At 69.0% G+C, this 23977-nt stretch carries 16 protein-coding genes; 5 read left to right on the top strand and 11 right to left on the bottom strand.

The annotated features are described in order from the left end of the window. Positions 1-22: 22 nt before the first annotated feature. The 5 genes from OG219_RS42200 to OG219_RS42180 all read right to left on the bottom strand — a co-directional run bounded on the left by OG219_RS42200 (position 23) and on the right by OG219_RS42180 (position 7399). Positions 23-2083 (bottom strand): alpha-galactosidase, encoded by a 2061-nt coding sequence (locus tag OG219_RS42200; protein WP_266835787.1) that lies wholly within the window; start codon positions 2081-2083, stop codon positions 23-25. Next, entirely contained in the window at positions 2080-2928 is an 849-nt protein-coding gene (locus OG219_RS42195) for a carbohydrate ABC transporter permease (protein WP_266835786.1), read from the bottom strand. The genes OG219_RS42200 and OG219_RS42195 overlap by 4 nt, the downstream gene beginning before the upstream one ends. Next, a complete protein-coding gene (locus tag OG219_RS42190) occupies positions 2928-3863 on the bottom strand; it encodes a carbohydrate ABC transporter permease (RefSeq protein WP_266835785.1) in 936 nt (311 codons plus the stop codon). Before OG219_RS42190 ends, OG219_RS42195 begins: the two co-directional genes overlap by 1 nt. Position 3864: 1 nt before the next feature. Continuing rightward, the gene (locus tag OG219_RS42185) at positions 3865-5154 is read right to left on the bottom strand and encodes an ABC transporter substrate-binding protein (RefSeq protein ID WP_266835784.1); all 1290 of its coding nucleotides are present in this window, start codon (positions 5152-5154) and stop codon (positions 3865-3867) included. A gap of 115 nt (positions 5155-5269) precedes the next feature. Continuing rightward, positions 5270-7399 carry a glycoside hydrolase family 27 protein gene (locus OG219_RS42180; protein WP_266835783.1) on the bottom strand — a complete coding sequence of 710 codons (2130 nt, stop codon included), beginning with the start codon at positions 7397-7399 and terminating at the stop codon, positions 5270-5272. Positions 7400-7739: 340 nt separating this feature from the next. On the opposite strand from OG219_RS42180, the gene OG219_RS42175 reads away from it, so the two are divergent. After that, complete coding sequence (locus tag OG219_RS42175; RefSeq protein ID WP_266835782.1) at positions 7740-11822, top strand: discoidin domain-containing protein; 4083 nt, start codon at positions 7740-7742, stop codon at positions 11820-11822. 107 nt (positions 11823-11929) lie between these two features. Here OG219_RS42175 and OG219_RS42170 read toward each other — a convergent pair whose 3' ends face one another. Together OG219_RS42170 and OG219_RS42165 are read right to left on the bottom strand one after the other, a co-directional pair. After that, positions 11930-12382 (bottom strand): iron chaperone, encoded by a 453-nt coding sequence (locus OG219_RS42170; protein ID WP_266835781.1) that lies wholly within the window; start codon positions 12380-12382, stop codon positions 11930-11932. Positions 12383-12475: 93 nt separating this feature from the next. Next, entirely contained in the window at positions 12476-13564 is a 1089-nt protein-coding gene (locus tag OG219_RS42165) for a LacI family DNA-binding transcriptional regulator (protein ID WP_266835780.1), read from the bottom strand. Between the two features lie 294 nt (positions 13565-13858). Between OG219_RS42165 and OG219_RS42160 the strand changes: the two genes are divergently transcribed. The 4 genes from OG219_RS42160 (at position 13859) to OG219_RS42145 (ending at position 18272) form a co-directional block, all read left to right on the top strand. Continuing rightward, positions 13859-14878, top strand: coding sequence for a sugar ABC transporter substrate-binding protein (locus tag OG219_RS42160; RefSeq protein ID WP_266835779.1), 1020 nt, complete (start codon positions 13859-13861; stop codon positions 14876-14878). A gap of 5 nt (positions 14879-14883) precedes the next feature. Continuing rightward, complete coding sequence (locus OG219_RS42155; protein WP_266836422.1) at positions 14884-15741, top strand: sugar phosphate isomerase/epimerase; 858 nt, start codon at positions 14884-14886, stop codon at positions 15739-15741. A 290-nt stretch (positions 15742-16031) separates the two neighbouring features. Continuing rightward, entirely contained in the window at positions 16032-17231 is a 1200-nt protein-coding gene (locus tag OG219_RS42150; protein ID WP_266835778.1) for a Gfo/Idh/MocA family protein, read from the top strand. Positions 17232-17273: 42 nt separating this feature from the next. Continuing rightward, entirely contained in the window at positions 17274-18272 is a 999-nt protein-coding gene (locus OG219_RS42145) for a sugar phosphate isomerase/epimerase (protein WP_266835777.1), read from the top strand. A 103-nt stretch (positions 18273-18375) separates the two neighbouring features. On the opposite strand, the gene OG219_RS42140 is transcribed toward OG219_RS42145, so the two are convergent. From OG219_RS42140 to OG219_RS42125, 4 genes are all read right to left on the bottom strand, one after another. Further along, positions 18376-19725, bottom strand: a complete 1350-nt coding sequence (locus tag OG219_RS42140; RefSeq protein ID WP_266835776.1) for a sugar ABC transporter substrate-binding protein — start codon at positions 19723-19725, stop codon at positions 18376-18378. A 44-nt stretch (positions 19726-19769) separates the two neighbouring features. After that, positions 19770-20705 (bottom strand): carbohydrate ABC transporter permease, encoded by a 936-nt coding sequence (locus OG219_RS42135; RefSeq protein ID WP_266835775.1) that lies wholly within the window; start codon positions 20703-20705, stop codon positions 19770-19772. 11 nt (positions 20706-20716) lie between these two features. Beyond that, on the bottom strand, positions 20717-21757 hold the full coding sequence (locus tag OG219_RS42130) for a carbohydrate ABC transporter permease (RefSeq protein WP_266835774.1): 1041 nt from the start codon (positions 21755-21757) through the stop codon (positions 20717-20719). A gap of 66 nt (positions 21758-21823) precedes the next feature. Then, a complete protein-coding gene (locus OG219_RS42125) occupies positions 21824-23797 on the bottom strand; it encodes a fibronectin type III domain-containing protein (RefSeq protein WP_266836421.1) in 1974 nt (657 codons plus the stop codon). Positions 23798-23977: the final 180 nt, after the last annotated feature.

The following is a 23977-nucleotide window of genomic DNA, read 5'->3' as shown; positions in this document are numbered from 1 at the left end:
GACGAGGGAAACATATGCGGTCCTACTGGCGTATCAGCACCACCAGCTCGGCGTCGCGCTCGGCGCTCCACGCGAACGGCAGCCCGTAGTGGAGCAGATGGGCTCCGCTGTACGTCGTCCCCGTCGCGGTGTCGTGGTAGCGCGCCGCCGGGTCCAGGCCCCGCAGCCGCAGCCGGTCGGGCCGTCCGGGCAGAAGTGGGGCCCCGTCGAGCCGGCCGGTGCCGAGCCCGGCGACGACCGTGCGGTCGCCGAGGTCGTACTGCACGCCGCAGGTGCTGTCGTCCGGCGTGCCGAGGAGCCGGGCCTCGCCCAGGTGGACGACGTCCCGCACCTCCTTGTAGCGGGCGATCCACCCGGCGGCCTCGGCCCGCTCCTGCGGTGTCCAGGCGCGCAGGTCGGCGCCGATGCCGAGCACCCCGCAGATGGCGTTGACGAAGCGGAAGGCGAGACTGCGCGGGCGCGGGTCGAAGACTCCGGGGGCGTCGGTGACCCAGGAGCTCATGACGTGCGGGGCATGGGCGTGCAGGAACCCGTGCTGGATGGACAGCCGGTCCAGCGGGGCCGTGTTGTCGCTGGGCCACACGACGTCGGTGCGAGCGATGGTCGCGTGCTCGATGCGTCCGCCGCCGCCCGCGCAGCCCTCGACGGTGACGTCGGGATGGGCGGCGCGCAGGTGGTCCAGGACGCGCAGGTACCCGGCGACATGTTCCGCGTCCAGGTCGGCACGGCCGGCGCCGGGGCGCCCGCGTTCGGTGGGCGGGCGGTTCATGTCCCACTTCAGGTAGCTGACGGCGTGTTCGGTGAGCAGCCTGTCGAGGGTGCCGATGACGAAGTCCTGGACGTCGGTCCGGCCCAGGTCGAGCAGCAGTTGGTTGCGGACCAGGCGGGAGGGGCGGCCCTCGATCCGGTAGACCCACTCGGGGTGTTCGGCGTACAGGCGGCTGTCCGGGCTGATGGCCTCGGGCTCTACCCACAGGCCGAAGTCCAGCCCCAACGCCCGTACATCTTCCACGAATTGGCCGAAGCCCCGCGGGAACGCCGCCGGATCCGGGAACCAGTCACCCAGTCCCCCGGTGTCGTCGGTCCGCCCGGTGAACCAGCCGTCGTCGACGACGAACAGCTCGGCGCCGATGTCGGCGGCCAGCTTGGCCAGCTCCAGTTGGCCGGCCGCCTCGACGTCGAAGCCGGTGGCTTCCCAGGAGTTGTAGAGGACCTTGCGGGGGCGGTGCAGCCGTTCGCCGGAGAGGTGACGTTCGTAGCGGTGCCAGACGCGGGAGAGTCCGTCGAGCCCGTCGGGGCTGAAGGCGCAGGCGAGGCGAGGGGTGCTGAGGGTGTCGCCGGGGGCCAGGTGGACGACGCCCTCGTGAGGGACCCGCCCGGCACGGACGCGTACGCTGCCGCCCGGCTCGGCCTCCGCGGTGATGTGCCAGTTGCCCGGCCATTCGAGGGCGATGCCGTAGGCGGCCTCCGCCTCTCCGTCCTGTACGGCGAGCCAGGGAGCGTACGCGTGTCCGGGCGCGCCCTGAAGGCTGCCCATGGTGAACGTGCCTCGGGCCAGGTCGAGTTGGGTGCGCTGGAACTCCTGCGACCACTGGCCGGTGAGGTACGTCAGCCGGGCGACACCCGTGACGGGGATGTTCACGGCGGCCGAGTCGAGGCGCTCCAGGCGCAGTTCCTCCGTTGCGGTGAACTCGGTCCAGCGCAGGATCACGTCCGTGCCCGGGACGGGTTCGTAGCACAGGACGGTACGCAGGCCAAGGAGCTCGTCGCTGAAGGTGAGGCGCAGCGCGCCCGATTCCGTCTCCGCCCCGGCGAACTCCCACCACACCCCCCGCGCCTCGTCCGGCCGCGACGCCACCAGCTCGGATCCGGTGAACGGCCGTAGCCCGTGCGGGAGATACTCGGCGGGCGCCGCGTCGGCGGGCGTGATGTAGTGCGTACGCCTCGACCGGTCAAGGGCGGATGGGCCGTCCTCGACCCCGAGCGGCCCCCACGCGTCGAGTTCGGCCCACGGGCCGTCCGGCGACAGGCGCACGGTGTAGCTGGTGTTCTCGGTGCGCAAGGTCCACCGCTGGTACGTCACTTCACCGCTCCCAGGTTGAGCCCGGCCACGAAGTGCCGCTGGAACCGCAGGAATACGGCCACGGTGGGCACGGCGGCGATGACGGAGCCGGCGGCGATCACGTTCCACATCGACACGTACTGCCCCTGAAGTCCGATGAGGGCCGCCGTGATCGGCATCTTGGTGTCGCTGCGCAGCACGGTGATGGCCCAGAGCAGGTCGTTGAAGATCCAGGTGAAGGACAGCGCGCTGAGGGCCGCGAGGGCGGGGCGGGTCAGCGGCAGGATGATCCGCCAGAAGATCTGCCACGGTCCGGCGCCGTCGACGACCGCCGCCTGCTGGATCTCGGCCGGTATGGAGCGCATGAAGCCGTGCAGGACGAAGACGTAGAAGCCGACGCCGAAGCCGATCTGTACTCCGATCAGCGCGGGCAGGGTGTCGAAGACGCCCATCAGTTCGCTGAGCTTGGAGACCGGGATGAGGAGGATCTGCGGCGGGAGCAGATTGCCGCCGAGCATGAGCAGCAACAGGGAGCGACGGAAGGGCAGTTCGTAGCGGCTGAGCCCGAACGCGGCCATGGCGGCCAGCGCGAGCGTCACCAGGACGCACGGCACGGTGACCAGCATGCTGTTGATCAGGGCGCGCTGCTGGCCGCCGTCGACCCAGGCCTGGCGGTAGTTGCCGAGGGTGAAGGACTGCGGCCAGCTGCCCAGGCCGTGCGCGGCGATGTCGTCGAAGGAGCGCAGGCTGGTCACCAGGACCAGGGCGATGGGCAGGAGCCACAGGAGGGACAGCGCGCCGGCGCCCAGGTGGAATCCGGCGGTCGCGGCCCGCTTGCGGCGCAGGGCCGTGGAAGTGGCGGACATCAGTCGGCCTCCCGAAACGCGCGGACGAGGTAGGAGCAGATGACGCCGAAGGCCAGCACGAAGATGACGACGGCGAGTGCGGAGCCGTAGCCGAGGCGCAGGGACTGGAAGGCGGTTGAGTACATGTAGGTGCTCAGCAGCTCGGACGAGTGGTAGGGGCCGCCGCGGGTCAGTGACCACACGACGTCGAAGGAGCGCAGCGAGTCGATGACGATGACGGACAGGACGACGGCGTTGACGCTGCGGAGTTGGGGCAGTGTGACGTGGCGGAGGCGTTGCCAGGCGCTGGCGCCGTCGACCTTGGCCGCTTCGTACAGGGCTGGGTCGATGCCCTTGAGGCCGGCGAGGTAGAGGACCATCACGTAGCCGATCTGGCGCCACAGCGCGGGCACGATCACCGCGTACAGGGCGGTGTCCTGGTCGGCGAGCCAGGCGTGGCGCAGGTTGCCCAGGCCGACCGATTCGAGGAGTTGGTTGAGGACGCCGTCGGGCTGGTAGATCGCCTGCCAGACGAGGGCGGTGGCGACCAGGGAGAAGACGACGGGCAGGAACAGGGCCGCGCGGTAGAAGCCGACGCCGCGCCGCTCCTGCTGGAGCAGCAGCGCGGCGGCGAGACCGAGCAGGGCGGACAGGCCGCCGAAGAGCACGAGCCACAGCACGGTGTGGCCGGCCGCGCTCCGGAAGACCTCGTCGTGGGCCATCTCCCGGAAGTTGTCCAGGCCGATGAACTGCGGTGCGGAGACGCCGTCCCAGCGGGTGAGGGCGAGGTAGAAGCCCTGCACTGCGGGCCAGAACACCCACAGGGCCTCGACGAGGAGCGGGACGAGGACGAACGCGAGCACCAGCGGGGGTGTACGGCGGGGGCCCCCGGTCCGCCTGCCGCGGGGCGACGGCGGGGCCGGGGACTTCCGGTCGGGCGCGGTCAGAACAGCCATGTCAGGCGTTCCAGATTTTCTCGGCGTCGCGCTGCCAGTCGGTGAGGATGCTGCCGATCTCCTTCGGCTTGGCCAGGAACTTGGTCAGCGCGGTGTCCGCGGTGGGCTGGAGGGCGTCGCTGGAGTCCCGGTTGAAGAACTGGGTGATCTCGACGGCTTCCTCGATGTGCGCGCGGCCCTTCTTCACCAGGGCGGTGCCGGAGTCCTTCGCCTTCGGGTTGCACGGCAGGACGGTGCCCGACGAGCCCTTGATGTAGATCTCCTGGGACTCGGCGGTGGCGAGGTAGCTCATCAGGTCGACGACCTGGTCGCGGCGGCCGGTGCGGGCGCTGGCGAAGTAGCCGTCGGTGGGCGCCTCTTCGGCGAGCGGGACCTTCGCGTCGATGATGGGGAAGCGGAAGAAGTCGATGTCGTCCAGGGCATCCTTGGGCGCGGCGTCGGCGAAGAAGGTGCCGATGAGCATCATGCCGCTGCGGCCGTTGAGCAGGGAGGTCGTGGCGTCCTGGAAGGGGACGGCGGCGCCGTCCGGGTCGAAGTACGGCAGCACCTCCTGCCAGCGGTCGAAGACCTTGCGCACCTCGGGGTCGTCGAACCGGTGCTTTCCGGCGAGGAGTTCGCGGTGGTACTGGGCGCCGTTGATACGGATGTCGAGGTAGTCGAACCAGGCCGAGGCCACCCAGGCCGTTCCGCCGCCCGCGCCGAGGCCGATCGGGGCGACACCCTTGCTCTTGAGCTTGTCGCACAGGTCCAGGAAGTCGTCCCAGCTCTTGGGTTCGCTCACGCCCCACTTGGCGAAGTTGGACTTCCGGTAGAACATGCCCCACCAGTAGTAGGTGGAGGGGACGAAGACCTTCTTGCCGGAGCTCGCGGTGCACAGCGAGTTCAGCGCCTTGGAGTAGCCCTTGAGGTCGGGCGAGGAGCTCCAGACCTCGTCGAGGTCGAGCAGCAGGTTCTTCTTGGCGTAGGCGTCAGCCACCGAGCCGGGGTACCAGGTGTACACGTCCGGCGGGTTGGCCGAGGTGAGGTACGTCGGCAGCTGGGTGCGGTAGGTCTCCGCGGCGACCGTGTTGAGGCTGGCGCGAGCGGACCCCTTCTTGGCGAACGCCGCGACGAGGTCTTCCATGGCGGCCTTGGCCTGCGGGGCGGAGAGGTTGGACTGGAGGGTCACCGCGCCCTTCGAGGAGGTCTTGCTGGAGGAGGTGTCGGTGACACAGCCGCTGAGCAGTGCCGTCGTCCCAACGGCACCGAGTCCGGCGAGGAACCGGCGTCGGCCGGCCTGATGGTTCGTCATGAATGGCTCCTTGTGGATCCCGCGCGGGCGGGGCGGGCCCTCCTGACGGCCGGGCCCCGCTCGCGCTGATCCAGATTCGCGTGGCACTCACGCCACGTCAAGAATAATTACTAATTTATTTGAACTGGGTCCGGTGCACGTAGCCGTCGACTCCGCGGAACACCGCGTCGACCGTGCCGCCCGGCCCGGCCACCGCTCCGAGCGCGCCGTCGAAGGCCGCGCTGGGGAACTCCTGCCGCTTGGTCCAGCCCTGCCAGGCACCGTTCTCGTACCGCTGCTGCCAGAGCGTGTAGTCGGAGGCCCGCGCGTACAGCACCACGGCATCTCCCACGGCGACGAGCGTCGGGCTGCCGCTGACGGTCCCGCCGAGCGAGGTCCACTGCGACCACTCCCCCGACGCCTCCCGGGAGCGCGTCCACACGTCGTCCGCCGCGCTGCGTACGGCCAGGTGGACCCGCCCCTGGGAGTCGACGACGGCTGACGGCCGCCCGTACACCGGCCGGTCGCCGGGTGCGCCGAGCGAGGACCACCCGGACGACGGGCCGCGCTGCACGACCTGCCCCTCGGAGCCGGTGGCGAACAGCGTCCAGTGCCCGGGGTCGGTGAACGCCACCGACGGCGCGTCGGTCACCCGGCCGCCCAGGCTCTGCCACGCGCCCCAGCGGCCGTCGGCGAAGACCCGCCGGTACACCCGTGAGTCGGTGCCGCGCACGAAGACGTCGATCCGGCCGCCGGCCGAGACGTACGCGGCGGGCTGGCCCAGGATCTTGCCCTTCGTGGGACCGCCGAGGTCCCTCGTCCTGCCGTCGGCCTGCTGGACGAGCGAGCCCTGCGGGCCTCGCAGGAAGGTGGTGAGCGTGTCACCGTCTCGCACGACGGCCGGGCTTGCCGTGGCCTTCACGCCCAGACTCGTACCGGGCAGGGCGTCCGCCCCGGTCAGCTTCAGGAACGCGGTGCCGTGCGCGGGAACCTCGACGGTGTACGACCCCGTATGCGCACCCCGGTCGACGCGCGCCCGCAGGTCGCGGACCTGGACCGGCCCGCCGAGCCCGACATCGGCGAACTGCACTGTGCGTTCGACAGGCTGGTCGGAGCGGTTGAGCAGCACGACCGCCCGCCGCCCGTCACCTGCGAGAACCTTGCTGTAGACGTCGCCGGTGGAGTCGCTGGCCACCCGTACGCCCTGGATGGCGAGGGGATCCTGGTCGACGGCGATGATCTCCGGGTTGCGCAGCGTCTCGATCATCGAGTCCGACAGGGTACGCGGGTCGGATCCGAGGACGAGGGGCGAGCCCATCTCGGCCCACATCACGAACTGCGTGGTGGACTCCTCCTGCGTCAACTCGACGGATCCGTCGGCCATCTGCCGCATGGGGATGAGGTAGTCCGGGTCGTTGTAGTGGCCCGGCCCCTGCGCCTCGGGGTGCCAGGCGTTGGCGTCCATGTTGCGCAGCACGTTGGGCCACTGTCCGGGGCTCGGGGTGCCCCAGGCGATGTCCGTGCCGGTGCGCCAGGAATCGGCGATCGTCGGTGCGTAGACGTACGTGTTGTGCGCGTCCTGCTCGGGTGTGTGCGGCAGGCCCCAGTCGTCGGTGAGCGGGTTGCACAGGTTCAGCAGCATCTTCCGGCCGGACTTGGCCACCGCGTCGCTGAACTCCTTGAAGGCCGGGCCGGGATCGAGCTTGGCGCCGATCCCGCACAGGAAGTCGACCTTGACCGCGTCGATCTTCCAGCCGGCGAACTGCCGGGCGTCCTCCTCGTAGTGGCCTCTGCTGCCGAGGCCGCAGGTCTTGCCGCCGTCGTAGGCGCCGGCGTCGGTGTAGATGCCCGCTTTCAGGCCACGCTTGTGGAGGTAGGAGACCAACGCCGGGATGCCGGAGGGAAAGCGGTCCGGATGGGCGACCAACCGCCCGTTCGCGTCACGCGGGTTGTCGGCCTGCCAGCCGCCGTCCAGCCACACGATGTCGTAGCCGCTGTCGCGCAGACCGCTGCTGACCAGCTCGTCCGCGACGGAGCGCACCTGCTGTTCGGTGGGTGCGCCAAGGCCGTAGTACGTGTTCCAGCCCATGTAGGGCGTCGGCGCGAGACCGCTGTCGTAGTACTCGGGCGCGCCCTGGTCCACGGCGGTCTGCGCCGTGGCCGACGGGGCCGCGGTCACCGCCAGTACCGTCGCGATCGCGACCGCGGTGGCACGGCGCGTCAGTCTCGAAGCCGCGGGTGTGCGGACCTGCGGGTATGAAGTCACTTGCCTCTCCCGAGGGTTGGGAAGCATGAGGACGTGACGCGGGCCGCGGGCTGCGGCAGGGGCCGTCGACGTCACGGCGAAGACTGTGGCGTGCGGCCGAAACCCTGTCAATATTAATTCCTAATTTAATAGAAAGAGGGTCGCCGACGGGTGCCGTGGCGCTCCGCACGGTGCGCGGAACGCCCGTCGCCAACCCGGCCCCATGAGACGAAACCTGCACCAGGGGTTGACAGAACTCCCCTCGCATCACAGCCTTTGGCAACGTTGTCAATCCGTTGGCATCACATGCGCCGTGTCGTATCCGGCCCGCGCCGCTGTCTTTTGATGGGACATCACGCTCATGACAGATCAGTCGAGCTCGCCACGCCTGTCGCGACGCTCCCTCGTCACCACGGGCTCAACCCTGCTGGCGGGGTTCGGACTTGGTTCCCTGTTGCCCGCGTCGACCGCCGCCGCTGCCGGCACCGACACGTCGGCCGCGCCCTCCACCCCTCGTGAGCTGGCGCTCTACCGCCCCGTCACGGTCTCCTCCACGGCCTACGCGCCCACCCCGGGCTCGTTCGTGGTCGACCGGCTCGCCTCGCCGGGAGTAGGGGGCAGTGGCTGGCGAGCCGCCGCGGGTGACCCGCAGTGGATCTCCATCGACCTGCAGGCCGCCTGCGACGTCGCGTGGATCCGCCTCACGTTCGAAGCCGATGCCGCCGACCCGGTGTTCACTCCCCCCACCACGGGCAATCCGGCCAACGGCACCACGGGCAAGGAGATCCAGTCGAGTTACGCGGTCGAGTACGTGGTCGAGACGTCGACCGATCGCGCGTCCTGGACCAGCGTGTACCGCACGACGGCGGGCACCGGCGGAGTGGTGAACATCCAGCTCCCGCGCCCGGTCACCGCGCGCTGGGTGCGGATGACCTCGCGCAGGCACTCCAACCCCAATCCACTGGGCCTGAACGGCTTCGAGGTCTACGGCAGCCCCAAGGGACACCGGCCGTCGGCCACCGGCTGGACGGACTGGGGCACGCACTCCGGGCCCGCGCCCAAGCTCGTGGTGGCCGACGACGGCACGGTGCCGGTGGAGTCCGGCTGGCAACTGACCCTGGACGACTGGGCCGAGGCCGACGGCAAGGACCTGTCGAAGACGACCGCCGACACGAGCGGCTGGCTGCCGGCCACCGTCCCCGGCACGGTCCTGGCCTCACTCGTGGACCAGGGCAAGCTGCCCGATCCCGTCGCCGGACTGAACAACCTCCATGTCCCCGAGGCCCTGTCGCGGCACGCGTGGTGGTACAAGCGGGACTTCGAGCTGCCGCGCGGTCTGCGCACCGGAGCCGGGCGCCGGATCTGGCTGGAGTTCGACGGCATCAACCACCAGGCCGACATCTGGCTCAACGGCGAGCACGTGGGCGGTCTTACGTATCCCTTCGCCCGCTCGGCCCACGACGTGACCAAGCTGCTCTCGACGGGCGGGGCGAACGCGCTCGCGGTGAAGATCACGCCGATGCCGGTGCCCGGCAGCCCCGGCGACAAGGGCCCCGCAGGCGAGGCCTGGGTGGACGCGGGCGCCAACCAGATGAACCTCAACTCCCCCACCTACCTTGCCTCTTCGGGCTGGGACTGGATGCCCGCGGTACGCGACCGGGCCGCCGGGATCTGGAACCACGTCCGGCTGAGGTCCACCGGCCATGTCCTGATCGGCGATCCTCGCGTCGACACCCTGCTGCCGAACCTGCCCGACGTGTCGGTCGCCGAGCTGACCATCGTCGTCCCGGTCCGCAACGCCGACACCGCCGACCACAGGGCGACCGTCTCCGCGGCCTTCGACGGCGTACGGGTGTCCAAGGTCGTCACCGTGCCGGCCGGCGAAAGCATCGACGTCACGTTCGCCCCCGACGCCTTCGGCCGACTGCGGCTGCGCAACCCCGAGTTGTGGTGGCCCAACGGGCTCGGCGACCCCGCCCTTCACGATCTCACCCTGGTCGCGTCGCTCGACGGCGCCGAGAGCGACCGCCGCACCACCCGGTTCGGCATCCGCCAGTTCGGCTACGAGTACGAGGTACCGCTGCCGTTCACCGCCTCCGGCGACGCCTACACCCAGTCCGTGACCTTCGACCGGCAGCAGGCGCGCTACGTACGCATCAAGTGCCTGACCCGCGCCTCCGGTTGGGGCAACTCGCTGTGGACCCTGGCCGTGTCCGACAGCGCCCGGCCCTCCGTCGACCTCGCCCTGCACGCACCCGCCGACGCGTCGACCAAGGACGGCGACGACCACGGCCCGGCCAACGTGACCGACGGCGATCCCGCCACCCGCTGGTCCTCGGCCTACGAGGACGACCAGTGGATCCGGGTCGACCTGGGGTCCCCGCAGTCCTTCGACCGGGTCGACCTGACCTGGGAACAGGCATACGCCAAGACCTACTTGGTGCAGGTCTCCTCCGACGACGCCGACTGGACCGATGTGGCGTCGGTGGACAACAGCGCGGTGCCGCTGCCCTTCAACAACGGCAACGCCAGCCTGCAGGTCGAGGAGTTCGCTCCGCGCACCGCCCGCTACGTCCGTATCGCCTGCGGGGTGCGCAACACGAGCTGGGGCAACTCCCTGTGGTCCCTCGGCGTCATCGACAGCGCCGAGCCCGGAACCGACCTCGCCCTGCGCCAGAAGGCGACCGCCTCCACCGAGGAGTCCGACCACCCGGCCGCCCACGCCACCGACGGCGAAGCGGGAACCCGCTGGTCCTCGCAGTACGAGGACCACCAGTGGATCCAGGTCGACCTGGGCGCCGCGAAGAAGTTCGACCGGGTGGCGATCCTTTGGGAGCCCGCCTACCCGAAGACCTACGTGATCCAGGTGTCCGACGACGCGGACACCTGGACCGATGTGAAGTCCGTGTCCAACACCCCCGACCCGCTGAAGATCAGCGTGAACGGGGTGCGGGTCCTTGCCCGCGGAGGCAACTGGGGCTGGGACGAACTGCTGCGCCGGATGCCGCCGGAGCGCATGGACGCGGCCGTACGGATGCACCGCGACATGAACTTCACCATGATCCGCAACTGGGTGGGCACGTGCGACCGGGAGGAGTTCTTCGCCGCGTGCGACGAGCACGGGATCCTGGTGTGGAACGACTTCCCCAACGCGTGGGCCATGGACCCGCCGGACCACGAGGCGTTCAACTCGATCGCCCGGGACACCGTCCTGCGGTACCGCATCCACCCCAGCGTGGTGATCTGGTGCGGAGCCAACGAGGGCAACCCGCCGGCCGCCATCGACAAGGGCATGCGCGAGGCCGTCGAGCAGCAGGTCCCCGGCATCCTCTACCAGAACAACTCGGCCGGCGGGATCATCACCGGCGGCGGACCGTACGGCTGGGTCGAGCCGGACAAGTACTTCGACCCGTCCACGTACGGCAGCAAGGACTTCGGCTTCCACACCGAGATCGGCATGCCCGTCGTCTCCACCGCCGCCAGCATGCGGAACATGACGGGCGACGAGCCCGAGTGGCCGATACGCGGCGCGTGGTACTACCACGACTGGAGCGAGCGCGGGAACCAGGCACCCCAGACGTACAAGGCCGCCGTCGAGGCCCGCCTCGGGGAGGCCGAGGGCCTGGACGACTTCGCGCGCAAGGCCCAGTTCGTCAACTACGAGAACACGCGCGCCATGTTCGAGGCATGGAACGCGAACCTGTGGGACAACGCCAGCGGACTGATGCTGTGGATGTCCCACCCGGCCTGGCACAGCACGGTCTGGCAGACCTACGACTACGACTTCGACGTCAACGGCACCTACTACGGCGCCCGCACGGCCTGCGAGCCCCTGCACGTCCAGGCCGACCCCAAGGGTCAGGTCCTCGCCGTCAATCACACACGCAAGGACCTGAAGAACGCCACCGTCACCGCGCGACTGCTCGACCTGTCGGGCCGCCAACTCCGCGCCGGCAGCAGCGCCCGACTGGACGTGGCACCGGCCGCCACCGCGAAGGCGTTCACCGCCGCCTGGACCGACGACCTGCCCGACCTGCACCTCCTGCGCCTGACGCTGGAGAACAGTGACGGCCGCGTCCTTTCGCGCAACACCTACTGGCGCTATCGCACTCCGGCCGCCATGCAGGCTGCCCTGTCCACGGCGCCGCAGGCGAAGTTGTCCGCGGCGGTGACGCGCCTGTCCCGCTCCGGAGCCCGTCACGAACTGACCGCCACCATCCGCAACCGCGGCGCGGCCGTCGCCTCCATGGTCCGGCTGTCCCTGCTGGACAACACGACCGGCCATCGCGTGCTGCCGACGCTATACAGCCACAACTACCTGTGGCTGCTGCCCGGAGAGTCGCAGACCGTCACCCTGTCCTGGCCCGCCCATGCCCTGCCCGCACACAATCCGCTGCTCAAGGTCGAGGCGTACAACAGCCCGTCCGCGATGGCGCGCCCCTAGGAACGGCTCGTGCCGCCGGGAGTCACGACCCTCCTGGCGGCACGGCCTTGGCGAGGCAAGGGGCGGACGCCACGTGGACGTACCCCATACCTCAGTGCCTCAGTACCTCAGCTCACCGCCTGCTTCACGAGCGCGGTGATCCGCGCCTCCACCTCGGCCGTCACCTCGGTCAGGGCGAACCCGGCCGCCCACATCGTGCCCTCGTCCAGCTTCGCCAGGTCGCTGAACCCGAGCGTCGCGTAGCGCGCCTTGAACTTCTCCGCGCTCTGGAAGAAGCACAGGACCTTGCCGTCCAGCGCGTAGGCGGGCATTCCGTACCAGAGCTTCGGCTCGAGGACCGGGGCGCCGGCTCTGATGACGGCGTGGACGCGCTCGGCCATGATCCGGTCCGAGTCCTGCATCTCTGCGATCTTCGCGAGCACGTCCCGCTCCGCCTCTGCCGCCTTGTCCGCGCGCGAGGTGCGGCGGGCCGCCTTCTTCAGCTCCTGGGCGTGGTCCTTCATCGCGGCCCGCTCCTCGGCCGAGAATCCCCCGTGCTTGCTGCTTTCGGTGCCGCTCATGGCAGATCTCCCCCTTGAGAACCTGATGCGCTGGATCCTGGGTGCGTGGGTGGCGACGTGCCGCCACACGCCAATCGGCACGCACCGCGCCGATCATGGCTGAATGTTACGGGCCTGATCATCAAGGCGGCCGGCCGAAGGGCCGGGGTCGGAAACAGCAGGTTCCGCCGTGGTCCCGCGGACGACCAGGCGTGGGGTGAGGACGACCTCGCGGGGTTCGGTGCGGTCCTGGTCGAGGCGTTCGACGGCGGCGGTCACCGCGTGCCGGGCCTGTTCCTGAGCGCTCTGGCTGACCGTGGTGAGATTGAAGCAGCTCAGCCGGGAGAGCGTGTCGTCGTCGTAGCCGACCACCGAGACCTCGCCCGGGACAGCGACACCGGCGCGCGCGAGGGCGGCCAGGACGCCGATGGCGCTCTGGTCGTTGAACGCCACGACGGCGGTGGGTAGTTCGGTGCCGCCGAGGAGGTGGCGGGCGGCGCGTTCGCCGGCTGCTTCGGTGTGGTCTCCGGTCAGGACCCGGATGTGGTCGTCGAGGCCGTGGCGGCGCATCGCCGTACGGTAGCCGCGCCGGCGGTCGGTGGCGATGACGCCCTTGCCGCCGTCGACGTAGACGATCTCGCGGTGACCGAGACCGACCAGGTGATCGACGATCTGGCCGACACCTTCGTCGTCCGCGGTGCGCACGACGTCCAGGCCGACGTCGGCTATCCGGCGCCCGACGGCGATCACGGGTGACTTGCGGTCGAGGGCCGCGAGCGTGTCGGCGGGAGCGGTGGGACCGAGCAGGATCAGGGCTTCGCTGCGGAACGCGAGCAGTGTCTCGACGGCGGTGTGTTCGTCGCGTGTGCGGGTGAGCGTGCTCAGCACGAGGTCGTACCCGATCTCCTCGGCAGCCGTGTGCAGGTGCTCGACCAGTTCGGCGTGGAAGGGGCTGTGGATGTCGACCATGACGCCGAGCAGCCGGGTGCGCCGGCTGGCCAGCAGGCTGGCGGTGCGGTCCACCTGGTAGCCGAGGTCGGCTGCCGCCTTGAGTACACGCTGCCGGGTCCGCTCGCTCGGACCGGGCACACCCCGCAGCACCAGGGACACCGACGCCGTGGAGACACCCACCCGCGCGGCCACGTCCTCCAGCCTGGGGCGCTTGTGCGTGCCGTTCCCGTGACCTGCGGAACCGACGTCCACCACTGTGCCTCCCCGGGGCAATCTCCTCGCGCAACACCCTTGACACGCTCGCGAAACAAGGCTGATAGTACCAGAACTTAAAGCGCTTTAAATTGTCCTGTTGTACCGACGAAGTCAGCGCGTGAGCGCGGCACCGGATCACCCTCCCCACCCGGTTCCCGCAGCGCCCCGACCGAGGCCGTCGTGGCCGTCCGGCCACCCCCGACCGTCGATCCCGATCCCGATCCCGATCCCGATCCCCGTTCCCGTTCCCGTTCCCGTTCCCGTTCCCGTCGCACAGTGAGGTGCACGCACATGAACCGCATGTCTCGTCCTCGTTCCCGCAGAGCCGTCTCCGTCGCGGCCGTGGCCGCCGCGGCCGCCCTGGTCCTCGCAGGCTGTTCCAGCGGCTCCGGCGGCAAGCAGGCCGAAGAAGAAGCCGGCAACGTCTCGGCGGGCCAGGCCGACACCCCCCGCATGACGATCGCGATGGTCACCCACGCGCCCTCCGGCGACACCTTCTGGGACACCATCCGCAAGGGCGCCGAAGCCGCAGCCGCCAAGGACAACATCAAGCTCATCTACTCCAACGACGAGACCGCCGGCGACCAGGCCAACCTGGTGCAGAACGCGATCGACCAGAAGGTCGACGGCATCGCCGTCACCCTGGCCAAGCCGGACGCCATGAAGGCGGTGGTCGCCCAGGCCGAGAAGGCCGGCATCCCGGTCGTCGGCCTCAACGCGGGCCTGGGCGTGTGGAAGCAGCAGGGCCTGCTGTCGTTCTTCGGCCAGGACGAGTCCGTCTCCGGTCAGGCACTCGGGGACAAGATCAACGGCACCGGCGCGAAGCACGCGCTGTGTGTGATCCAGGCCCAGGGCGACGTCAATCTCGAAGAGCGCTGCGCCGGCATGAAGAAGACCTTCAGCGGCAAGACCGACATCCTCTACGTCAACGGCACCGACATGCCTTCGGTGAAGTCGACGATCACCGCCAAGCTCAAGCAGGACAGCTCCATCGACGAGGTCGTCACCCTGGGCGCTCCGATCGCGCTGACCGCCGTGCAGTCGGTGTCCGACGCCGGCAGCAGTGCCAAGATCGCCACCTTCGACCTCAACAAGGATCTCGTCTCGGCGATCGAGAAGGGCAGCATTCAGTTCGCCGTCGACCAGCAGCCGTACCTCCAGGGCTACCTCGCCGTCGACTCCCTCTGGCTCTACAAGACCAACGGCAACTTCAGCGGCGGCGGCGAGCAGCCGGTGCTGACCGGGCCGGCGTTCGTCGACAAGACCAACGTCGCCAGCGTCGCCGAGTTCGCCGCGAAGGGCACTCGGTGACGAGCATGAGGATCGCCCTGGATCCCTACATGATCCGTAACGTCCCGTTGCTCGAACTCCCCGCTGTCGTCGCCGAGTTGGGCTACGAGTGGATCGAGCTGTCCCCCCGCGAGGACTTCATCCCGTTCTTCCGGCACCCACGCGTCGACGACGCCACGGTACGCAGGTTCCGCAAGGCGCTGGACGTGGCGGGCGTCGGCATCTCCTCCCTGCTGCCGCTGTTCCGCTGGTCCGGTCCCGACGAGGACGACCGGCAGGCGGCCGTACGGTACTGGAAGCGCTCCATACAGATCGCCGCCGACCTCGGTGTGGACAGCATGATCTCCGAGTTCAACGGCCGCCCCGAGCAGTCCGACCGCAGCGAGGCGCAGTTCTGGAAGTCGCTGGACGAACTGCTGCCGCTGCTGGAGCGGGAGGGCATCCGCCTCGCCCTTGAACCGCACCCGGACGACTTCATCGAGCAGGGCTACGACGCCGTCAACCTGATCCGTGGGATCAACCATCCCAACGTGAGCTTCCTCTACTGCGCCCCGCACACCTTCCACATCGGCGACGACGCCCCCGGCATCATCCAGTACGCCGGGGACCTGCTCACCCACGTCCACCTGGCCGACGCCCTCGACCACACCGCGTCCTCGGGCAACCGCTACATCCTCAACCCGCCCGGCACGCCGGCCCGCATCCACCAGCACCTGGACATCGGCCAGGGCGAGGTCGACTTCGACGAGCTCTTCCGCGAACTGCGCGCACAGGGCTTCGACGGCACGCTCACCGCCTGCGTCTTCGCCTGGGAGGAACGGGCCAAGGAGTCCTCGGTGTTCATGCGCGAGAAGATCGACGAGTACCTGGCGACCTGGTCCTGACGGACCGCGGCCACGTCGGCGCGCACCTCGCCGGGGTGGCCGCGCCCAGCCCGAGCCCCGCGGCGTCCCCGGTCCCCGGCGAGGCGACGAACGAGCGAAACCCGACACCGCCTTCCCGGCAGCGCACGTCGTCCCGCGCTGCCGGGACGAGGTACGACCGCACAGCCTGACCCAGGGCCTGGTCAGGACTCTCACCACGCGCCCCGGCCGCGGCCCGCCCAACGGGTGAACGCCGGTTCAACCTCCCACCTCCAGCCGAGATCTGCCGATCCCTCCCCCAAGGACACACCATGACCACGCCCAGCAAGCCGATCTCCGTCGCGGTGATCGGAGCCGGCATGGCCGGCCGCAGCCACGCCGCCGGATACCGCAACGTCAACACGGTCTTCGGTGCCGGCCTGCCGCCCGTCCGCCTGGCCGCGATAGCCGACGCCAATGTCGAGCTCGCTGAAGACGCCGCCCGCCGCTACGGCTACGAGAAGGCGCTCCCCAGCTGGGAAGCCGTCGCCGAGGACCCGACGATCGACGCCGTCAGCATCGTCGTCGGCAACGCACTGCACCGCCCCATCGCTGAGGCGCTGGTCGCCGCCGGCAAGCACGTGCTGTGCGAGAAGCCGCTGGCAGGGTCGCTCGAAGACGCCCGCGCGATGGCCGAGTTGGAGCGCAGCGCCGAGGTCGTGACCGCCGTCGGGTACACCTTCCGGCGGTCCCCCGCCATCGCCGCGATCCGCGGGCACGTCCAGCGCGGCGAGCTGGGTGACCTGACGCTGTTCAGCGGCCGGTACTGGTGCGACTACGCGACCGACCCGAACGGGCCGTTGAGCTGGCGGTTCAAGGGGGGTCCCGGCTCCGGCGCGCTCGGGGACGTCGGCGCGCACGTGATCGACGCCGCCGAGTACGTCGCCGGCCCCATCGCCGCGGTCTCCGGCGGCTCGCTGTCGACGCAGATCCCCAAGCGGCCCCTGCCGCTGGGTGCGGTCGTGGGACACAACGCCGCCCCCGTCTCCGACGAGATGGGCGAGGTCGAGAACGAGGACACCGCGACCTTCACCGCCCGCTTCGAGTCCGGCCTGGTGGGCACCTTCTCGGTGTCGCGCACCGCCTTCGGCCTGCCCAACGGGTTGTCCTTCGACGTCCTGGGCCTTGGCGGGCGGGCCGCGTTCGACCAGCACCGGCCGGCCGAGTACCTCTTCGACGACGCCCAGCCCGAGGCCCGCACGCGCGGCGCCCGCCAGATCATCGCCGGCCCCCAACTGCCGTACTTCGCGGGCGGGGTTCCCATGGAGGCACCGGGCGTGGGCGGCGGCAACGCCGAGATGTTCACCTACCAGGCCCGGGCCTTCCTCGACCAGGTCGCGGGCGTCGCCGAGCCGCTGCCGGCCTGCGCCACGTTCGCGGACGCGCTGCGGACCATGGAGATCATCCGTGCGGTCGTCGACTCCTCGCGCAACGGCGGCGCGCTCACCCCGGTTCCGCCGGCCTCCGCCTGACCACCCGCATCGCCGTATCCGCCGTATCCAAGGAGTACGCACATGGCCCTCAAGCTCGGCGCCTACACCGCCTGCCTGCACGACCGCCCCCTCACGGAAGCCCTCGACATCCTGAAGGGGAACGGGCTCACCTCCGTGGAGGTCAACACCGGCGGCTTCATCCCCTCCCCGCATTGCCCGGTCGACCTGCTGCTGTCCTCGGCCACCGCCCGTGAGGAGTATCTGGCGGCCTTCGCCGACCGCGGCATGGAACTGACCGGGCTCAACTGCAACGGCAACCCGCTCAACCCGCTCCCGGGGGTCGGTCCGAAGCACGCCGACGACCTGCGCCGCACCATCCGCCTCGCGGGCCTGCTCGGGGTGAAGCACGTCGTGACCATGTCGGGCACACCGGGTTCCGACCCCGACGCCAAGTACCCCTCATGGGTGGTGAACCCGTGGGACGGCGTCTACATGGACGTCCTGGACTACCAGTGGGGCGTGGCCGTCGGGTTCTGGAGGGAGATCGACGCGCTGGCCCGGGAGAACGGCGTCCGGGTCGCCATCGAGATGCACCCGCACAACCTGGTGTTCTCCCCGGTCACCCTGAAGCGGCTCGTCGACGAGGCCGGGACGACGAACATCGGCGCCGAGATGGACCCCTCGCACCTGATGTGGCAGGGCATGGACATCGTCGCCTCCATCAAGTGGCTGGGCCCGCTGGTGTTCCACGCCGCCGCGAAGGACGCGACACTGTGCCCCGGCGCGGACATCCGTGGCGTGCTCGACACGTCGTTCACCCGCGTGCCCGCCAACGCGCCGGGCAAGGTGCCCACGGGTTACGGGTTCTGGTGCAACGCCTGGCCGGAGAACCCGGCGTGGAAGTTCGTCGCCGTCGGTGCCGGAAACGACATCCCTTACTGGACTGAGTTTCTGCGCGCCCTCGCCGACATCGACCCGGACATGGCCGTCAACATCGAACACGAGGACGCCGCCTACTCCCAGACCGAAGGACTCGCCCTGGCCGCCAAGAACCTGCACAGCGCAGCGGCCGCTCTGTAAACCCGCGCGGGGGTGGGGGCGCATGGAGGGTGCTTCCTGAGCTACGGCCGGACGTGCGGTGCTTGGGCACGTCCGGCCGTGCGGCGCCGACGGTGTAGGTGTGTCATTTCTCGGCGAGGATGGTCTTGCTCTGGTTCTGCATGTCCTTGAAGATGCTGTCGCCCTTCTCACCGGCGAAGTACGCCTCGAAGAGCGGCTCGAACGCGGCCTCCAGGGCGGCACCGTTGGTGAGGCTCGGGGCCCCGTAGAGGACCTTGTTGTTGAGCATGTCGGTGAACACCGACAGGTCGACGCCCTCGGCCTTGAGAGCCTTCGCGGAGGCGTCCATGGAAGCGGGGATGGACGGGAAGAAGGTACCGGTCAGGGACGCCTTGGACTGGCAGGCCTCCGAACCCATGTAGGAGACCCACTTCCAGGTCAGGTCGGGGTCCTTGGTGCCGGCCCAGATGTTGTTGCCGTTGGAGTTGCTGAACACGGCGCGGGTCTTGCCGTCGGGGCCGAGCACGGTGGGCGCGATGCCGACCTCGACGCCCGGGATCTTGGTGAAGGTGGAGGCCGACCAGGAGCCGCCGGTCTCCATGGCGATCTTGCCGGAGGAGATCAGGTCGACGTCCGAGACGCTGTCGGTGAACGTCCCGATCGCCGGCGCGTACCCCTTCTCCACGAGGGAACGGACCCAGTCCATCGTCTTGATGAACGTCGGGTCGTCGTAGTTCAGGGTCGTGGGCCAGCTCGGCTTGTTGCTCAGCCGCCAGCCGGTGGTGGAGACGAAGGAGCTCCAGGTGGTGTCGCCCAGGAAGTCCTTGGCCGCTATCTGACCGAAGCCGTACGTCTTGATGTTGTTCTTGTCGAAGCCGGCCTCGTCGCCGCGGCGGCCCTTGGTGTCCACGGTCAGGTGGGCGATCATCTTGCCGACGGTGCCGCCGTCGTCGGGGTTCCAGTTGAGCGTGTCGACGTCCTGCTTGGTGTAGCCCGCGTCGGTGAGCATGTCGGCGTTGTAGTAGATGCCGGTCGCGGCCCAGTCCAGCGGCAGACCGTACTGCTTGCCGTCGGTGTACTTCCACGAGTCCACGCCGACGGAGAACTTGGACAGGTCGAAGTTGTCCTTCTTGATGAAGTCGTCCAGCGCCAGCAACTGGTTCTGGTCGGCGTACTCCTGGAAGTACGTGATGCTGTCCTGGAAGGCGTCGGGGGCGTTGCCCGCGACGAACCCGGCGGTCAGCTTCGTGAAGTAGTCGGCGACGGCGTACTGCGAGATCTTCACGGTCACGCCGGGGTTGGCCTTCTCGAAGTCCGTCGCGCAGACCTTGTACGCGGCGGCCTGCTTGTCGTCCCAGGTCCACCAGTTGACGGTCTTCGAGCCGGAGCCGGAGTCCGAGCCGGAGGAGCAGGCGGAGACCAGGGCGGTCAGCGTGAGGGCAGCGCCCAGCGCCACGACCTTGCGAACTCTCATGATTCCTTCTTTCGCTTTTCTTGAGCAGTTCGGCTCTCGAGCCCCTACTTGAGGCCGGAGAAGCCGATGGAGTTGACGATGCGTTTACCGAAGGCGACGAAGAGCAGCAGGATCGGCAGCGCGGCGATCAGGGCGGCGGCCATCAGTCCGGCCCAGTCGGGGGCGGCCTGCGGTGAGGACTGCTTGAACACGCCGAGGCCGAGGGTCAGCGGCTGCACGTCCTGCGAACTGGTGACCAGCAGCGGCCAGAAGTAGTCGTTCCAGGCGTTGACGAACATCAGGAGCGAGACGGTCGCGATCGGCGCGGACGACATCGGCAGGATGATCCGGAAGAAGATCCGCAGTGGCCCGGCGCCGTCGATGATCGCGGCTTCCTCGACCTCGCTGCTGAGCCCGAGCATGAACTGGCGCAGGAAGAACAGCGTGAACGCCTGGAAGAGCCCCCCGGGCAGGACCAGCCCGGCGAACGAGTTCAGCAGTCCGAGGTCTTTGATCATCACGAAGTTCGGCAGCAGCGTGAAGACGGTCGGAACCATCAACGCGGTGATGAGGATGCTGAAGACGAGGTTGCGGCCCCGCCAGTGCAGCCGGGAGAAGGCATAGGCGCCGGCGGCGGAGAACAGCACGATCAGCAGGGTCTGACTGGTCGCGTAGATCAGGGAGTTGCGCAGGAACAGGGCGATGTCGAGGGAGGCGCCCGAGCCGCCCTGGGCCTGGGCCTCGGCGGCGGAGGCGATACCGAGGGCGCGCTCGAAGGCTCCCCAGGTGAAGCCGACCGGGAGCGGCGAGGAAGGGTCGGTCGACAGCAGGTAGTTGTTGGACAGCGCGGTGCGCAGGATCCAGTAGAACGGGAAGAGCGTGACGGCCATGACGACCGCGAGGTACGTCCACGCCGCGATCCGGCCGGGCGAGGCTTTGCGGGATCGGCGCGGGGAATCCGGGCGCTGCCCGTTCCGCGTGGGTGCGAGGGTGAGGGCCATGACGGTTTCCTTCAGTTCAGATCGGATTCGTTGGCGCGGGCGAGTCGTAGCTGGGTGAAGGTGACCGTGATGAGCAGGGCGAACAGGGCCAGCGACATGGTGGCGGCGTAGCCGAAGTCGAACTGGCTGAAGGCCTTGTCGTAGATGTACTTCTGGAGCACGTTCGAGGCGTGGGCCGGACCGCCCTTGGTGGTGACCTGCACGATGTCGAAGACCTGGAATGAGTTGATGACGGTCAGCACGACGACCATCGCCAGGATCGGGCGCAGCAGGGGCACGGTCAGGTGGCGGAACATCTGCCACTCGCTGGCGCCGTCGACCCGGCCGGCTTCGTAGATGGTCGGCGGGATGGTCTGCAGGCCGGCGAAGATCAGCAGGGCGTAGTAGCCCATCCACTTCCAGACGCTGATCGCGGCGATGGCGGGGACCACCCAGTCGCCGCTGCCGAGGAAGAGGATGGAGTGGCCGGTCAGGTGCTCCAACGCGATGTTGATGATCCCCATCGTGGGGTCGAGCATCCACTGCCACACCAGCGCGGCGATCACGTTGGAGATGAGGAAGGGCAGCAGGATGACGCCGCGCAGTGTCGAGGAGCGGGTGACCCGGTGCAGCACCACCGCCGTGACCAGCGACACCAGCGTGCCGATGACCACCGACAGAAGTACGAAGTAGACCGTGACCCACAGCGACTGCCAGAAGACGTCGTCGTGGACCATCGTCCGGAGGTTCTCCAGGCCCACCCAGTTCGGCGGGGAGAGGACACGGAAGTCGGTGAAGCTGAGGTAGATCCCGCGGAAGGTCGGATAGGCGTAGAAGGCCAGGAAGCCGACGACCGACGGGACGATGAGCAGCAGCGCGACCGGCAGGTCCCTGCGGCGGGCCGCGAACGACCTGGTGGGCGTGGACCGCCGTACCTTCGCGAGCTTGCCGCCCTCCGCGGGTTTGCCGTCCTTCTTCCCTAGCGGTGAGGTGGCCGTGGTGGCCACCGTGCCGGCTGCGCCGGACGGCGGTTTCACCGGCGTCGTGTGGTTGTCCTTGGATGTGACCACCACGGCACTCTCCTTTGCGTGTGGTGCGTCGAGCGGGTGGAACGGTGAGGGTGGGTCAGCCGGGGTCGGTCAGAGGGTGATCTTGTCGATGTCGGGTGCCCAGTCCACGGGGTTGGTGAAGGTCAGGGTGTTGCCGCCGGCCTTCAGCGGAATGGGCATGGTGATGGTCTGCGCGGTGCTCCAGTTGTTGTCGTTGGTGCCGGCGAGCGGGACCTGGACGGTTTCGCCGTTCACGGTGATCTCGATGACCCGGCTGGAGTCGCCGTCGACGTAGTCGAGCTTCATGAGGTAGGTGCCGTCTTTGGGCGCGGTGACGTTGTTGACCGCTACGGCGCCCCATGGGAGATTGCCGACCTTCTTGCCGCCGGAGCAGCCCGAGCAGTCGAAGACGCTCGCACTGCCGGTGAGGGTGTTGGCCGAGGCCTCGGCCTCATATCCGGTCGGTCCGCCGGCCGCGGGTGTGGTGACGGGGACGGCCTTGCTCGGGGCGGACCGTCTGCCCTTGGCGTCGTTCGCGACGACGGTGAAGGAGTAGCCGGTGCCGGCGCGCAGTCCGCTGACGGTGGTGGAGGTGCCCTTGGTGGTGGCGACCTTCGCGCCGTTGGCGTAGACGGTGTAGCCGGTGGCGGGTGAGGTGCCGGTGTTCACCTTGTCCCAGGCCAGGGACACGCTGTTCGCGGTGGAGGCGGTGCCGTGCACGGCGAGCGGAGTGCCGGGAGCGCTGGTGTTCTTCGGGGTGAAGGTGAACAGCCGGGAGCCGTGCGCCGGAAGGGTCTCGGTGAGGCCCCCGGAGACGCTGCCGAGGTTCTTGTGGCTCCACAGGTCGCGTACCGACGCCTTGCCGCTGATACCCAAGTCGGCGAAGTCCGCGGTGACTTCACTGGACTCGCTCCCCAGGTTGAACAGGGCCACGGTGTAACTGCCGTCGGCGTTACGGGCGTACCAGACCTGCTGCTGGGAGTTCTGGTCGACCGGCTTGGCCGGGTTGCCCGCCTGGTTGACCGCGATGACCTCGTCATTGGTGAGCAGCGACAGGCCGTACGCGTCGAGCTTGGTGAGATCGTCGCCGGAGTACAGCGGCGCCGACTCGATCGCCCACAAGGTGGCGTAGCTCTGCCTCTCGGCATCGGTGATGCCGTCCATGGCGCCGACGCCCACGTTGAGGGCGTCGAGGTTGTTCCAGTAACCGGGGCCCGCGTCGTCGATCCACTGGACGACGTCGTTCCAGCGTCCCTTGACGGAGTTGTTCCAGGTCACCAGCGTGTCGCAGTAGCACTCGACGTCCGTGTCGATCCGCGACCCGTTGGAGTTGGCCTTCCACACCTCGGCCTGCGTGTGACTCAGCGACCACGACAGGGTCAACTCGATCGGGCGGCCCGTCTGTTGCAGCGCCGTGTGCCACGCCTTCACGTCGGAGGTGTTGTCGTGGTTCGCGTCGCCCTGCCACGAGCCCGGTCCCACACCGTCGACCTTCAGGAAGTCCGCGCCCCAGCCGGCCAGTTGGTCGGCGAGGGAGTCGATGTACTTCTGCGAGCACGGATCGTCGAAGTCCATCTTGTACGCGTAGTCCCACCCGTTGGTCTTGCGCAGGTCGGGGTAGACGATGTCCGCGGTCGTGCAGCCGGGCGCGTTGTAGATGGGGTTCTTGCCGTCGTTGTACGCCGCGGGGTCGAGGCCGACCGCCAGATAGAGCCCGAACTTCAGGTCCTTGGCGTGCAGATAGTCACCCAGTGACTTCATGCCGCTGGGGAACGTGTCGCTGTTCGGTACCGGACGGCCGTACTCGTCGAAGCTGGTGGCCCAGCCCGCGTCGATGTTGACGTACTCGTAGCCGTGGGACGCCAGCTTCGAGGCCATCACATCGGCCTGCTCCTTGACGTGCTCTTCGGTGAGCCAAGGCACTCCGTAGCCGGGGTACTTGGTCGACTCGAGGCTCCAACTGCTCCAGCCCATGTACGGCTTGGCGGCCAGAACGGGTGCGGCTGCCTGGGCCCCACCGGCGTCAGAGGTGCCGGCCGCGGACGCGGCGGTCGGCACTGCCATCGACGCCGCGAGGACAGTGGCTGCGACGACGGGCAGGGCCAGTTCCCTGATGCCTCTGGGGCGCAGTCTGCGGCGTACGTAATCTGCGGGTTCTGCTGGACGAACCATGGGTTACTCCATCTCGGCGCTGAAATGGCACAACGGGGCTCCTGGCGAGTCCGTGCAGTGCCCATGCACGGT

The sequence above is a fragment of the Streptomyces sp. NBC_00038 genome (genome assembly GCF_026343635.1).
In the GTDB taxonomy this organism is placed as follows: Bacteria; Actinomycetota; Actinomycetes; order Streptomycetales; family Streptomycetaceae; genus Streptomyces.
Note: the sequence above shows the minus strand (reverse complement) of the source record. Positions and strands in the feature narration are given on the sequence as shown.